The sequence below is a fragment of the Streptomyces sp. HmicA12 genome, assembly GCF_000373565.1.
In the GTDB taxonomy this organism is placed as follows: Bacteria; Actinomycetota; Actinomycetes; order Streptomycetales; family Streptomycetaceae; genus Streptomyces.
The window spans coordinates 148399-161797 of sequence record NZ_KB891811.1 but is presented as its reverse complement, the minus strand read 5'-3'; the positions used below and the strand labels follow the sequence as shown (position 1 = coordinate 161797).

Below are 13399 nucleotides of genomic sequence, written 5' to 3'. Positions count from 1 at the left end.
ACCGGCACCAAGGTCACCGGGCGCACCCCGCGCGAGTCCACCGGCCGTCCGGAGCTGACCGAGGCCGCGATCGTGGTCTCCGGCGGCCGCGGCGTCAACGGCGCCGACAACTTCGCGGTCATCGAGGCCCTCGCCGACTCCCTGGGCGCGGCCGTGGGCGCCTCCCGGGCCGCGGTCGACGCCGGCTGGTACCCGCACTCCAACCAGGTCGGCCAGACCGGCAAGAGCGTCTCGCCGCAGTTGTACATCGCCAACGGCATCTCCGGCGCGATCCAGCACCGGGCCGGCATGCAGACCTCCAAGACCATCGTCGCGGTCAACAAGGACGCCGAAGCCCCCATCTTCGACCTCGTCGACTACGGCGTCGTCGGCGACCTCTTCGACGTCGTCCCCCAACTCACCGAAGAGGTCAACACCCGCAAGGGCTGAGCCTGTTCAGTTGTTCTGTGGTGCCGACGGGGCCGCGTGGTGATCTTCACCGCGCGGCCCCGTCCGCGTGACGGACCTCGGAAGATGACCATTGACCTGGCTCACGCCGACGGATAACTTCGCTATACGGATTGTTGATTCCGTGAAGTGGAAACATTGAGCGTATGGAGGGTGCACGAATGGGTCAGCAGGAGAAGGTGTCGACGAGCCTCGCGGGCGCGGTCAGCGAGGGCATCAGCGCCTCACTCGCCCCGGTCGACGCGGAGCTCGCGCGCCGGTACCCGGGAGACCCCGGCACCCGTCAGCCGGTCCACACGGTGTACGTCCCCGGTGACGCCTTCGACGCGGGCACCCTCCGCTCCTGGGGCGACCAGGCCCTCGCGCAGCTCGACGAGCACGCCCCGGACGCCGCCTCGTTCGCCGCGGTCCTCGGCCTCTCCGACGCACTCGCCGGGCCCGTCTACGACCGCGTACGCGCGAAGCTGGAGCGCGAGCCCGTCGAGGACCTGCGGGTCGACTTCGAGGACGGCTACCGGCCCGCCTCCTTTGCCGACGAGGACGAGACGGCCGCGCGGGCCGCGCGCGTCATCGCCGACGCCTACAGGAACGGCACCGCTGCCCCGTACATGGGCATCCGCATGAAGTGCATGGAGGAGGCCGTCCGCGACCGCGGCATCCGCACGCTCGACATCTTCCTGACCGGGCTCATGGAGCACGGCGGCCTGCCGGAAGGGCTCGTGCTGACCCTGCCCAAGGTGACGTACCCGGAGCAGGTCACGGCCATGGTCCGGCTCCTGGAGGCGTTCGAGAAGCAGCACGGGCTCGACGCCGGGCGGCTCGGGTTCGAGATCCAGATCGAGACCAGCCAGTCCATCCTCGCCGCCGACGGCACCGCCGCCGTGGCCCGCATGATCGACGCCGCCGAGGGCCGCGCGACCGGTCTGCACTACGGCACCTTCGACTACAGCGCCTGCCTCGGCGTGTCCGCCGCGTACCAGGCGAGCGACCACCCGGCCGCCGACTACGCGAAGGCCGTCATGCAGGTCGCCGCCGCCGGCACGGGAGTCCGCGTCTCCGACGGTTCCACGAACGTGCTGCCCGTCGGGTCGACCGCCAAGGTCCACGACGCCTGGCGCCTGCACTACGGCCTCACGCGCCGTGCTCTGGCCCGCGCCTACTACCAGGGCTGGGACATGCACCCGGGCCACATCCCGACCCGCTACGCGGCCGTCTTCGCCTTCTACCGCGAGGGCTTCGAGCAGGCCGCCGCCCGCCTCGCCGCCTACGCGCGCCGGTCCACCGGCGACATCGCCGACGAGCCCGCCACCGCGAAGGCCCTCGCCGGGTACCTGCTGCGCGGCCTGGACTGCGGCGCGCTCGACAACGGCGAGGTCGCCCGGCTCGCCGGTCTGACCCGCGCCGACCTGGAGGGCTACGCGTCGCCGCGCCGCGGCGACCTGACGGCCACCGCCGAGTAGGTCGCACACGAACCACCACTGCCCCTTCCCGGGGACGGCCGGGAAGGGGCAGCGGTGTGTCGGTGTCGCTTGTAGGGGGGTGAGGGTCCGTTGCATCGGCCCCGGCCCGGCTCGGGGCGGCGCCACCGCCGAGCGGGTCCGGGCGCCGATCCCCGGCGACCCTGAACTCCTATTCGGAGGGCGGCAGTTCCCCCGACCCCCGGCGGATCAGCCGCGTCGGCAGCTCGATGCGCTCCGGGAGCAGCGTCGCCCCGTCCAGCTGGCGGAACAGGCGCTCGGCGGCGGTGCGGCCCAGCTGTGCGGCGTCCTGCGCGACCACCGTCACGCCCGGCTGCAGCAGGTCGCCCAGCTCGATGTCGTCGAAGCCCACCAGGGCCACGGAGCGGTCGAGTTCGGCCAGGACGCGTACGACGGTCACCGTCACTCGGTTGTTGCCCGCGAAGATCGCCGTGACCGGCTCGGGGCCCTTCAGCATCTCCTCCGCGGCCCGCCGCACCCGCTCGGGATCGGTGACGCCCAGCGACATCCAGCGGTCCGCGACCGATATCCCGGCGTCCTCCATCGCCGCCCGGTAGCCGCGCAGACGCTCGGCGGCCGTGTGGATGCGGGGCTGGTCGCCGATGAAGCCGATCCGGTGGTGGCCACCCGCGATGAGGTGCGCGACGCCGTCGCGGGCGCCGCCGAAGCTGTCGGAGAGGACGACGTCCGCGTCGATCTTCCCCGCCGGGCGGTCGACGAAGACGGTCGCGACCCCGGCGGCGATCTCCGGCTCCAGATAGCGGTGGTCGTCCCCGGCCGGGATCACCACGAGCCCGTCGACCCGGCGCGCGCACAGGGCGAGCACCAACTCCTGCTCGCGGTCCGGGTCCTCGGCACTGGAGCCGTTGATGAGCAGCGCGCCGTGCGCCCGCGCGACCTCCTCCACGGCCCGGCTGAGCGGACCGTAGAACGGGTCGGCCAGATCCTCCAGGACCAGGCCGATGCTGGCCGTACGTCCCTTGCGGAGCACCCGCGCGCTGTCATTGCGCCGGAAGCCGAGCGCCGCGATCGCCTCCTGCACGCGCCGCTCGGTGTCGGGGGTGACTCCGGGCTCGCCGTTGACGACGCGGGACACCGTCTTGAGACCGACTCCGGCACGCGCGGCGACGTCCTTCATGGTCGGGCGGTTGCCGTAGCGGTTCTCGGTGCGGCGGGCGGTGCGGTCCACTATGCGCTGTCCTGTCCTGTCGTCGCTGCCGTCAAGGCGGTTGCCCGGAACGGGTGCGGGCGACCGTTCGTCGGGGTTCATCATGCTGTACGGGCAGCCGTCGGGGCATGTGGCGTCGAGCATAGGGCCTGGACAACGTTGTCAGATGCGGGAGAGACTGTCCACCACTTTCCTGCGCCTTCCTAGAGTTGGCTTCTCGGGGCTGCCCCCTCCCCACCTTTCCACCAGGAGACCTGACACTGATGCACATGGACCTCGTCGCCGCTCTCGACATCGGCGGCACCAAGATCGCCGGCGCCCTGGTGGACGACCGGGGCCGCATCCTCGCGCGGACGCAGCGGCCGACCCCCGCGCAGGAGGACGGCGAGACGGTGATGGGAGCCGTCGAGGCGGTCCTCGCCGAGCTGACGGAGTCCGACCTGTGGCCGCGGGCCGGGGCCGTGGGCATCGGCAGCGCGGGCCCCGTGGACCGCTCGGCCGGCACGGTCAGCCCGGTCAACGTGCCCGGCTGGCGCGAGTTCCCCCTTGTCGAGCGCGTCCGCTCCGCCACGGGCGGCCTGCCGGTCGAACTCGTCGGCGACGGTGTGGCGATGACGGCGGCCGAGCATTGGCAGGGCGCGGCGCGCGGCCACGACAACGCGCTGTGCATGGTCGTGTCGACGGGTGTCGGCGGCGGCCTGATCCTGAACGGCCGGCTCCACCCCGGCCCCACCGGAAACGCGGGCCACATCGGGCACATCAGCGTCGACCTCGACGGCGACCCCTGCCCCTGCGGCGCGCGCGGCTGTGTCGAGCGCATCGCCTCCGGACCCAACATCGCCCGGCGGGCCCTGGCCGACGGCTGGAAGCCCGGCCCGGACGGCGACACCACGGCCGCGGCGGTGGCCGCCGCCGCCCGCGCGGGAGACCCGATCGCGGTGGCTTCCTTCGAGCGCGCGGCCAAGGCCCTCGCGGCCGGCATCGCCGCGACCGCGACGCTGGTCGAGATCGACATCGCGGTGATCGGCGGGGGAGTGGCGAAGGCGGGCGACGTCCTCTTCGTCCCGCTGCGCCGCGCCCTGCGCGACTACGCCACGCTCTCCTTCGTCCAGCGCCTCACGGTGGCGCCGGCGTCGACCGGCACGGACGCGGGGCTCGTGGGCGCCGCTGCCGCGGCCCTGAGGAGCGGCTCCGCCGTGAACGGGGTGCGCCGGCAGGCCGTTTGAGCGTGCCGGGAGGGGCCGTACCCCTCCATCGAGTCCCCGCTGGTCCATCGCGAACGGTGCGGACCGCCTGCGCCCGGCAGCCGGTCCGCGCCGCGGTGAACGCTCAGCAGTTCAGCGCCGCGTCCGCCCAGTCCGCGTGATCCGAGTCGACGCCGTCACCCCCGTCCGTGACCACGAGGCGCACCACCTGGGCCCCTGTCACATCGGCCGAAATGGCGTGTGCCGCATCGGAGTTGGTGAGGACGCCCGTCTCGGCCACCTTGTGGTCGTCGGCCCAGATCTCGAACGCCACCGTGCCCTTGGTGCCCTTCTCGTCGTCGACGCCCACCTGCGCGGTGACACGTTCGCACGCACGGGCCGTGTAGTAGGAGACCTCGCTCTGCGCGTGCACGCCGAGCCCCTTGGCGTACACGACGCCGCCGATGGTGAGCGGGTGGCCGTCACCCGCCGCGTCCTCGCCGTTGCTCGTGTCGCGCTCGACCGGCCCGTAGCCGTTGGAGGTCGCGAGCCAGGGCAGATCACCGAGCGAGGACGCCCCGGAGGGCGGCGCCGTCACGACGTGCGCCGTCACCGGGGCCGTCGTCGTGACCCGCGCGCCCTGGGGCGAGCGGTAGGCGGCGCGCAGGGTGAGGTCGTACGTCCCTGTGGCCGTGCCCGCGGGGGCGGTCACCTGCCACGGTGTGGTCAGCGCCTTGCCGGTCGCGAGCGAGGGGGCCTTCGTCGGGCCGCCCGCCGTGATCTTCCAACTCGTTCCCGACGGCGCGCTCAGCGAGACGGAGACGTCGCGGGCCGTGCTGCGGCCGAGGTTCGTGAACGTACTGGAGACCTTCGCCGTCGCGCCCGGCTCGACGAACACGCCCTCGCTCGGGGCGAGTTCGGCCGCCGGCGGGTACGCGGACCACTTCCCGCCCGCCGTCACGCGCAGCAGCACCGTGCCGTGCGCGGGGACGGTCGCCGCGAGGGTGCCCGCGGTGTTGTAGTCCTTGTGCTGCCACAGGTCGCGCGAGACATAGGCGTCGGCCCGCGGCAGCCCGACCGCCTCCGCCGTCGTCGCGACGCGCTGCGCGCTGCCGCTCTCGTTGAAGAGGGCGACGGCGCGGCTGCCGTCCGCCATCTCCTTGGCCACCACCCAGCGGCCGCCCTGCGACGACACCACGGTGCCCTGCTTGCCCAGCGGGTCCTGGTCGACGGCGATCACGTCGCGGTTGGAGAGGATCTCGTACGTCTCGTCCGACGCCGTGCGCAGATCGGTGCCGATCAGCAGGGGCGACGCCATGACCGACCACATCGAGAAGTGGGTGCGGTACTCGGTGTCCGTCATGCCGCCGTTGCCGACCTCCAGCATGTCGGGGTCGTTCCAGTGGCCGGGACCGGCGTACGGGGCGAGCGGCAGATTCTGCTTCATGATCGACAGCATCGAGCCCCAGCTGTCGCTGATGTCACCGGTGGTGCGCCACAACTGGCCGAGCTCGCCGGCCCACTCCCATGGCTTGTTCTGCCCCCACTCGCAGATGCTGTAGACGATGGGGCGGCCGGTGGCGCGCAGCGCGTCGCGCATCGTCGTGTAGCGCTCCTTCGCGTCCACGCCCTGGTTGTTGCAGTTGTCGTACTTGAGATAGTCGACGCCCCAGTCGGCGAACTGCCGTGCGTCGCTGTACTCGTGGCCGAGGGCGCCCGGAAGCCCGATGTCGCTGCATGTCTTCGTCCCGGCGCTCGTATAGATCCCGAGCTTGAGGCCCTTGGCATGGACGTAGTCCGCAACTGCCTTGATCCCGTTGGGGAATCGGGCCGGGTCCGGCACCAGCTTGCCGTCCGCGTCGCGCTCCGAGAGGGCCCAGCAGTCGTCCAGGTTCACGTACTGGTACCCGGCGTCCTTGAGGCCCTTCTCCACGAAGATGTCGGCGATGCCTTTGACCATGGCCTCGTTGAAGTCCGCGCGGCAGTGCGTGGAGTTCCAGTTGTTGAAGCCCATGGGAGGCGTGCGGGCCAGTTCGTCGTCGAGGCGGGACGAGGGCTGCGCGGCAGCGGTAGCGGCCGTGGCGGGGGCGGGCAGGGCCGCAAGGCCACCGGCGGACAGGACTCCGGCGGCCAGCGCTCCGACGACTCTTCGCCGGACGGACCCGGCTCGGCGGGTGGGAAGGCGACGCATCGTGACGCTCCTCCGTACTTCCGAAGACAGTGGATTACGGCATGTACGTGTCAGTGGTGCGCGTTGACGGTAGGCCGTGTTGGAGTCTGTTGGAAGAGGTGGGGTGCGATGCGGTGAAAGTTGTTCGATAGTGCGTCAGGGGCCGCGTATGGCGGGCGTATCGAAAACCGAATACGCCGCAGCAACGGCCCACCGACTCTCCTGGGGTCATGAACGACGACACGTCCGCCGGGAGGTCTTCCCCGGCGGACGCCATGTCGCGCTCACCCGCCTACAGTTCGCCGTCCGTGAAGTCCGCGTCGCCGCCGAGGGCGGGGCCGCCGGCGCCGAGGAACTGCGAACGGGCCTGGGACGACAACGCCGACCCGCTCACCAACGCCGTTGCGACCCCCACCGGACCCTTCCGGCGCGGAACGGACCGCGTACGCACCGACGAACATGCCGGGGCCGGCCTCGGCTTCCGGGTGCGCCGTAGTCCTCACCCGCGCACCGTCCTTACTGCAAGGCCTCCTCCACTGTCGTCGACGGGGCCAACATCTCGGTCAGGCCCGCCAGTTCGATGAGCCGCAGTGTGAGGCGGTGCCGGCAGACGACGGTGACGCGGCCGCCGCGGTCCGTGGCCCTGCGGTGTGCGCGGACCAGGAGTGTGAGGCCCGAGCAGTCGAAGAACGTGGCCTCGGTGAGGTCGACGACCACGACGCGGTACGGTCCCGCCGCCACCACGTCCATCAGTGGCGCGTGCCGGTGGAAGGCCAAGAGGTCGATGTCACCGCCGAGTTCGACGACGACACAGTCGCCGGTCGTGCGCACCACGGGTGCGGTGACGGCGTCTTCGAAGTCTGTCATGCCTTCGATGGCGTCGAAGTTCCGAAAGAGGCCGCGGCCCTCGGAATCTCCGAAATCGTCGTAGGCGTAGTCCTGTTGGTTGCCTTGTCGCATCGGTCCCCCCGGCCCGAGCACCTGTCCGCCTCCGAAGGGAAAGCGGAGCGAGCTGGCGCGAACGAATCATCGGTGTGCGAAAGAATCACGAGGTCACCGGGGGCTGGGGCGCCTGAGCGGTCACGGTATCGGGAGTGGCGGGGCTACGTCGTGCCGTAACGATTCCCGACGCCTTCGCGTCACTTGAACGGGTGAATTAAATGCAATTGGCTTGACATGCTGGAGGTCTGTTCCGGGAAAAGCGGTCGACAGTGGGGCCCCGGTGCCGTGTGAGGGTCCGCGGCGTCGTGAGGGACCTTTCCAGGGAGCGGCAGTCTTGGCGAGAGAGCTACCCGCAATCGACACGCAGTTGGTGCGTGACCTCGTCGACCTCCAGTTCCCGGGGTGGTCCCGACTGCCGCTCACCCCGGTCGATCCCGCCGGGTCCGACCATGTCATCCACCGGCTCGGCGACGAGCTCTCGGTGCGGTTGCCCAGGCATGAGGGCGCCATCGAGCAGGCGGAGAAGGAGCGTGACTGGCTGCCCGGTCTCGCCCCGCTGCTGCCGCTCGCCGTGCCCGTCCCGGTGGCGGTGGGGCGGCCCGCGCTCGGCTACCCGTGGCCGTGGGCGGTGACCCGCTGGCTGGACGGCGAGGTCGCGACCGTGGAAGGGCTGTCCGACTCCACGCGGGCGGCGCATGAACTGGCCGCGTTCCTAAGGGCGTTGCAGGCGGTGGCGCCGGACTCCGCCGCGCCGGTCGAGGTCCGCGAGACGCTGGCCGACCGGGACGCGGCGACCCGCACCGCCATCGCGCGGGCCGCCGACGCCTTCGATGCCACCGCGATGACCGAGCTGTGGGACGCGGCCCTGGCCGCCCCCGCCCGCCAGGGGCCGCCCGTGCTGTGCCACGGCGACTTCCACACCGGCAACCTGCTCACCGTCGACGGACGCCTCAGCTCGGTGATCGACTTCGGCAGCCTGGGGCCGGGGGACCCCGCGGTCGACCTGATGATCGCCTTCACGCTGCTGTCGCCGGGCAGTGCCGCGGTGTTCCGCGCCGCGCTCGACGTGGACGACGCGACGTGGCTGCGAGGGCGCGGCTGGGCGCTGACCACCGGGCTCAGCGCCTACACGGCGTACGCCGCCGACAGTCCGCGGATCGCGGCGGCCACCACCCGACAGATCCGGGCGGCGCTGGCCGCCCCCGGCGACGGACTCGCTCAGGGGGAGGGTGTGCGCACCGCGCACCCCGTGTGAACGGCGCGCCGCTACAGCGTGCCCGCACACGGCTGTGCCGTCCGCCCGACTGCGCTTGACTGCGTACTCAGGGAACGCGGGAGGCCGGACGAGGGCCGGGCGTCGACCGTCGGGCAGCGGTGGACGGCACGGCCCCCGGTCCTCCCGCGAGCGTCTCCGGGATCATCCCCCGAGGCCCGGTGACGTACGGGCGGCGCCGTCAGGTCGCGCCCGCCCGGTCCGGACGGCCCGCCTGCCGCGCAATCTCCCAGAACCCCGAGGTGGCAGGCGGGTGCCGTTCGCATTCCCCAACTCCCTTTGGAACATGGCTGGTTCTCTTGGGGGGGCGATGGCCTGGGCCGGACGGCTGTGGGCGGCTTGGTGCGCGGCGATCGCCGGCCGTGCTGCTGCCCCGAGGGCCGTTGCTCGTCGGCTACGTCGGCCTGGTCACGCTGCTGTGGGCGGCGGCGGAATGATCGCCCCGGGCCTCTTCGGCGTGCTGTACGGCGTGGGCCGGGTGCTGCCGTGGGTGGCCGTGGGTTGCCCGCCCCTGACGGCGAGCACGGTGATCCGGCCGCTGGAACGGCGACCGACGCGCGACGCGGCAACGGGCGGCCGGGTGAATCGGATCGCCAACTAGACTTCGTACGACAGAAGCTGATGATTCCTCACACCTGCTGATCCACGGGCACCGGTGTTCCTGCCCGACGCGCGGCGACCGCCATCACCGCGACCGACGTCAGGGCGATTCCGGCCCCCACGTACAGCGGCGCCCGGTAGCCGTACCCCGCGCTGATGGCGAGGCCGCCGAGCCAGGCGCCCAGCGCGTTGCCGACGTTGGACGCGGACACGTTGGCACTGGCGGCCAGCGCCGCGCCGTGGGCGGCGTCGGTGACCCGCGTGATCATGCCGGGGACGCTCGCGAAACCGGTCACCCCCAGCAGGAACGCCAGCACCACCGACGCCGCGGCGCTGTCGGCGAGGAGGCCGAACACGGCCAGGGTGACGGTGAGTCCGAGGAGGGCGAGCAGCAGGGTGCGGTCCCGGTCGCGGTCGGCCGCGCGTCCGCCGACGATGTTCCCGACGACGAGGCCGACGCCGTACACCATCAGCAGCCAGGAGACGTCGCCCGACGAGAAGCCGCCGACCTCGGTGAACGTATAGGCGATGTAGCTGAACGCGCCGAACATGCCGCCGTAGCCGAGCGCGGTGGCGGCCAGCGTCAGCCAGACCTGCCCCGAGCGGAACTCCCGGAGCTGGGCGCGCAGCCGGGTGGGAGAGGCCGACCCGTCCGGCGCCACCCCCGCCCGGCCGGGCACCAGGGCGGCGATGCCGGCCAGCGCCAGTACGCCGATCGCGGTGACCGCCCAGAACGCGGCCCGCCAGCCCCAGCGTTCGCCGATCAGCGCGCCGAACGGCACCCCCAGGACGTTCGCGACGGTGAGCCCGGCGAACATCACCGCCACCGCGCGGGACTTCCGCTCCGGCGGGACCAGGCTGCGCGCGACCAGGGAGCCGATGCCGAAGAAGGAGCCGTGGCACAGCGCCGCGACGATCCGGCCGAGCAGCATCACCCCGTAACCGGTGGCGATCGCGGACAACAGGTTGCCGACGACGAACAGCGCCACCAGACCGATGAGGACCGCCTTGCGGGACAGCCGCGCCGTCGCCGCGGTCAGGGCGATCGCACCGACGGCGACACTGAGCGCGTACCCGGAGATCAGCCGGCCCGCGGCCGCCTCGGACACCGTGAAGTCGGCTGCCACCTGCGGCAGCAGCCCGGCGATGAGGAACTCGGTCAGGCCGATGCCGAATCCGCCGAGCGCCAGCGCGATGAGTCCGGTCGGCATCAGGCGTCTCCTAACACGGCGCGGATCGGGGGGAGTTGGCGCGCCGGGCTCGCCGAACCCCGTGTCGGAACGGCGGCGGTGCGCCACTGTGCCACCACGGTTGCCTGGCCTCCACATGTTTTTGCGGTGGGGGAGTTACGCACGGGAGGCGGGGGAGTATGACAGCTGACGCGGAAGAGCCGCACGGTCGGATTCTGCGGATACTTCGTCGTCCTCGCGGGGTGCTCGTCCTGGTGGCCGTCTTCCTCGTCCTGGTGGCCGGTGCGGCTCTGATCCTGATCCGGCAGTCGGGCCGGACGGCGCTCGCTCCCCAGGCAGGGAGCCGGCAGGGGTTCCAGCAGTCCATCATCGCGGCGCGCGGCGCGCTGCTCCACGGACGGCTCGTCCACACGGACGCGAAGACGCTGCCCCTGGCCCCGGACGGGCAGCCGGATTTCTTCGACGCCGAGGTCAGCGGCACCTGGCGGGCGGGCGCACCGCATGACTCCCACGACAAGTCCCTGCCCGTCGCGACGGGCGCCACGATCGGGGCACACCTGGAATGCGCCGGCGAGGGCGTGTGGTGCGTACCGCTCGGCTCGGAGCGCAAGCCCGTGATCACGAAGTCGGACCGGGGGCACCGGTCATGGGAGGTGAGCGCCAGGAAACCGGGGAAGGCCAGCATCACCCTCACCGTGACGACGTACTTCGAGGACCGGAACATCGTGCTCCACGAGACCGCCCCGCTGAGGGCGGACGTCTTCGTGCAGGTCCCCGACCCCACCTTCGCCTCGCGCCCCACGAACGCATGGCACTGGCTGACCGCCGCCGTCACGAACGTGGCCGTGCTCGCGGCAGGCGTGCCCACCATCGCCGCCGCGGTCGCCGGCGCCCTGGCCCGGCACCGGCGGCGCGCCCGGAGCGGCCAAGCACGCCGCCGCCCCCGCCCCCGCCTGCGCCGTGGGACGGGCACGCCGCACACCGCCCGGACCCGCACCCGGCGCCCGGACCCGCACTCGGCGCCCGGACCCGCACCCGGCGCTCGCCCCGCACCCGGCGCTCGCCCCGCACGTGACACCGCGGCACCTCGCCCGATATTCGGTGCCGGCGCACGCGACGGCGGTGCACACTCGCCCCATGGGAGACGTGTGGGCGTTCAGGGACGCGGTCGGGCACTGGGCGGCCGGTGGCCCGGGGGAGCCGGCGCACGAGCTGGCCCGGCAGCTTGAGCTGCGGACCGCGGTGCTGGTCGAGGGGGCGAGCGACCTCGCCGCCGTCGAGACGCTGGCCGCCCGGCGCGGCAGGGACCTGGCCGTCGACGGCGTGTGCGTGGTGCCCATGGGCGGGGCGATGAGCGTCGGCCGCTATGCCACGCTCCTCGGACCATCCGGCCTCGGCCTGCGCCTGACCGGACTGTGCGACGAGCGGGAGCAGGGCTACTACGCGCGCGGATGGGAGCGCGCAGGGGCGCCGCACCAGGACATCTTCGTGTGCGCCGCCGACCTGGAGGACGAGCTGATCCGGGCACTCGGTACGGCGCGGGTCGAGGAGGTCGTCGCGGCCGAGGGCGATCTGCGGGCCTGGCAGACCTTCCTCCAGCAGCCCGCCCAGCTCGGCCGCCCACGGGGGCAGCAGCTGCGGCGCTTCCTCGGCACGAAGAAGGGCCGCAAGATCCGCTACGGAACTTTGCTGGTGGAGGCGCTCGACCCGGCACGGGTCCCGGTACCGCTGGACGACCTGCTCACGAGCCTGTGACCGGCGCCCGGGCACAGCCCGCCACCCCGCCGCCGGGTCCCCGCGGGGCGACCCGCTCATCAGCGCCGGGTTTCCCCGACAGGGTGTTGCGGGCAAGCCTCAGAGGGCCGACCGAAGAGGGGGAACCGTGATCGTCTGGGTCAACGGGGCGTCCGGCGCGGGCAAGACCACCGCAGCGCGGGAGTTGATCGACCTGATCCCGAACTGCACGCTCTTCGACCCCGAGGTGATCGAGGGCGAGCTGGAGCGGCTGCTGCCGCCCAAGCGCCTCGCCGAGGTCAGCGACCGTCAGGACCTGCCGATCTGGCGACGGCTCGTCGTCGACACGGCCGCGGCGCTGCTCGCCGAACTCGGCGGAGTCCTCGTGGTGCCGATGGGGCTGCTGCGCCAGGAGTACCGCGACGAGATCTTCGGGGGTCTCGCCGCGCGTCGGATCTCTGTGTGCCATGTGCTCCTTGCTCCAGGGGAAACGATCCTGCGAAGCCGTGACCCGGGCGGCGAGGCTCCCGCCGACATCGAGCCCTACCGCGCCGCGCTCGCGGGCTGGCTCGCGGCCGACGCCTATCTCGTCGACAATGGCGCCCTGTCCCCGCGCGAGACCGCCGTGCGCATCGCCGCCGCCGTGCGCACCGGTGAGGCCGCCCCCTGCGACATCGTGCAGACGGCCGAACCGACCGCCGAGACGGTCGCCGCGGGCGTGCTCCTCTTCGACGAGCAGGACCGGGTGCTGCTCGTCGACCCCACGTACAAGCCGGGCTGGGAGTTCCCCGGTGGTGTCGTCGAGCAGGGCGAGGCGCCCGCGCAGGCCGGTGTGCGCGAGGTCGCCGAGGAGACCGGCATCCGGCTCGTCGACGTGCCTCGGCTGCTGGTGGTCGACTGGGAGCGTCCCGCGCCGCCCGGATTCGGTGGCCTCCGGCTGCTCTTCGACGGGGGTCTCCTCGACAGCGTGACGGCCCGTCATGTACTTCTTCCCGGACCCGAGTTGCGGGGCTGGCGGTTCGTCGGCGAAGCCGAGGCCGAGGGGCTGCTGCCGCCCGTGCGGTACGAGCGGCTGCGCTGGGCCCTGCGGGCGCGCGAGCGGGGCGCCGCGTACTACCTGGAGGCCGGTGTACCGGTCGGCTGAGGCACGCGTGGACGCGGACCGCCGCTTTGCCAACTGCCGTGATTTCCAAGGGGAAATCTAAGCCGGAAC

11 protein-coding genes and 1 pseudogene are annotated in these 13399 nt (G+C 72.4%); 8 read left to right on the top strand and 4 right to left on the bottom strand.

Annotation, left to right across the window (positions count from 1 at the left end; all coding sequences use genetic code 11):
* Both B072_RS0122110 and B072_RS0122105 read left to right on the top strand, forming a co-directional pair.
* Positions 1 to 429 (top strand): electron transfer flavoprotein subunit alpha/FixB family protein (locus B072_RS0122110; RefSeq protein ID WP_018532162.1); only part of this gene is annotated, 429 nt, incomplete at its 5' end.
* A gap of 179 nt (positions 430 to 608) precedes the next feature.
* Positions 609 to 1907, top strand: coding sequence for a DUF6986 family protein (locus tag B072_RS0122105; protein ID WP_018532161.1), 1299 nt, complete (start codon positions 609 to 611; stop codon positions 1905 to 1907).
* Positions 1908 to 2076: 169 nt separating this feature from the next.
* Here the strand turns inward: B072_RS0122105 and B072_RS0122100 are convergent, their stop codons facing one another.
* Positions 2077 to 3195, bottom strand: a complete 1119-nt coding sequence (locus B072_RS0122100; protein ID WP_078506536.1) for a LacI family DNA-binding transcriptional regulator — start codon at positions 3193 to 3195, stop codon at positions 2077 to 2079.
* A gap of 161 nt (positions 3196 to 3356) precedes the next feature.
* Here B072_RS0122100 and B072_RS0122095 point away from each other — a divergent pair, with 161 nt between their 5' ends.
* On the top strand, positions 3357 to 4319 hold the full coding sequence (locus B072_RS0122095; protein ID WP_018532159.1) for an ROK family protein: 963 nt from the start codon (positions 3357 to 3359) through the stop codon (positions 4317 to 4319).
* A 103-nt stretch (positions 4320 to 4422) separates the two neighbouring features.
* Here B072_RS0122095 and B072_RS0122090 read toward each other — a convergent pair whose 3' ends face one another.
* Positions 4423 to 6468, bottom strand: coding sequence for an NPCBM/NEW2 domain-containing protein (locus tag B072_RS0122090; RefSeq protein WP_051127263.1), 2046 nt, complete (start codon positions 6466 to 6468; stop codon positions 4423 to 4425).
* Between the two features lie 226 nt (positions 6469 to 6694).
* Here B072_RS0122090 and B072_RS48735 point away from each other — a divergent pair.
* A pseudogene (locus B072_RS48735) lies at positions 6695 to 6878 on the top strand (response regulator transcription factor); the annotation flags it as partial.
* An 85-nt stretch (positions 6879 to 6963) separates the two neighbouring features.
* On the opposite strand, the gene B072_RS43740 reads toward B072_RS48735, so the two are convergent.
* Positions 6964 to 7314: an anti-sigma factor antagonist gene (locus B072_RS43740; RefSeq protein WP_043244470.1), complete on the bottom strand. Its 351-nt coding sequence runs from the start codon at positions 7312 to 7314 to the stop codon at positions 6964 to 6966.
* Between the two features lie 409 nt (positions 7315 to 7723).
* On the opposite strand from B072_RS43740, the gene B072_RS0122075 reads away from it, so the two are divergent.
* Complete coding sequence (locus B072_RS0122075; protein WP_051127262.1) at positions 7724 to 8644, top strand: aminoglycoside phosphotransferase family protein; 921 nt, start codon at positions 7724 to 7726, stop codon at positions 8642 to 8644.
* A gap of 647 nt (positions 8645 to 9291) precedes the next feature.
* On the opposite strand, the gene B072_RS0122065 is transcribed toward B072_RS0122075, so the two are convergent.
* Complete coding sequence (locus B072_RS0122065) at positions 9292 to 10473, bottom strand: MFS transporter (protein WP_018532154.1); 1182 nt, start codon at positions 10471 to 10473, stop codon at positions 9292 to 9294.
* 158 nt (positions 10474 to 10631) lie between these two features.
* Between B072_RS0122065 and B072_RS0122060 the strand changes: the two genes are divergently transcribed.
* The 3 genes from B072_RS0122060 to B072_RS0122050 all read left to right on the top strand — a co-directional run bounded on the left by B072_RS0122060 (position 10632) and on the right by B072_RS0122050 (position 13330).
* Positions 10632 to 11681: a hypothetical protein gene (locus tag B072_RS0122060; RefSeq protein ID WP_158689221.1), complete on the top strand. Its 1050-nt coding sequence runs from the start codon at positions 10632 to 10634 to the stop codon at positions 11679 to 11681.
* Entirely contained in the window at positions 11590 to 12207 is a 618-nt protein-coding gene (locus B072_RS0122055) for a TOPRIM nucleotidyl transferase/hydrolase domain-containing protein (RefSeq protein WP_026246148.1), read from the top strand. Before B072_RS0122060 ends, B072_RS0122055 begins: the two co-directional genes overlap by 92 nt.
* 127 nt (positions 12208 to 12334) lie before the next feature.
* Complete coding sequence (locus tag B072_RS0122050) at positions 12335 to 13330, top strand: NUDIX domain-containing protein (protein ID WP_018532152.1); 996 nt, start codon at positions 12335 to 12337, stop codon at positions 13328 to 13330.
* Positions 13331 to 13399: the final 69 nt, after the last annotated feature.

Coding starts and splice junctions, on each gene's coding strand:
- B072_RS43740 (WP_043244470.1), bottom strand. CDS start 7,314: ATGACAGACTTCGAAGACGCCGTCACCGCACCCGTGGTGCGCACGACC.
- B072_RS0122095 (WP_018532159.1), top strand. CDS start 3,357: ATGCACATGGACCTCGTCGCCGCTCTCGACATCGGCGGCACCAAGATC.
- B072_RS0122060 (WP_158689221.1), top strand. CDS start 10,632: ATGACAGCTGACGCGGAAGAGCCGCACGGTCGGATTCTGCGGATACTT.
- B072_RS0122100 (WP_078506536.1), bottom strand. CDS start 3,195: ATGAACCCCGACGAACGGTCGCCCGCACCCGTTCCGGGCAACCGCCTT.
- B072_RS0122055 (WP_026246148.1), top strand. CDS start 11,590: ATGGGAGACGTGTGGGCGTTCAGGGACGCGGTCGGGCACTGGGCGGCC.
- B072_RS0122065 (WP_018532154.1), bottom strand. CDS start 10,473: ATGCCGACCGGACTCATCGCGCTGGCGCTCGGCGGATTCGGCATCGGC.
- B072_RS0122090 (WP_051127263.1), bottom strand. CDS start 6,468: ATGCGTCGCCTTCCCACCCGCCGAGCCGGGTCCGTCCGGCGAAGAGTC.
- B072_RS0122105 (WP_018532161.1), top strand. CDS start 609: ATGGGTCAGCAGGAGAAGGTGTCGACGAGCCTCGCGGGCGCGGTCAGC.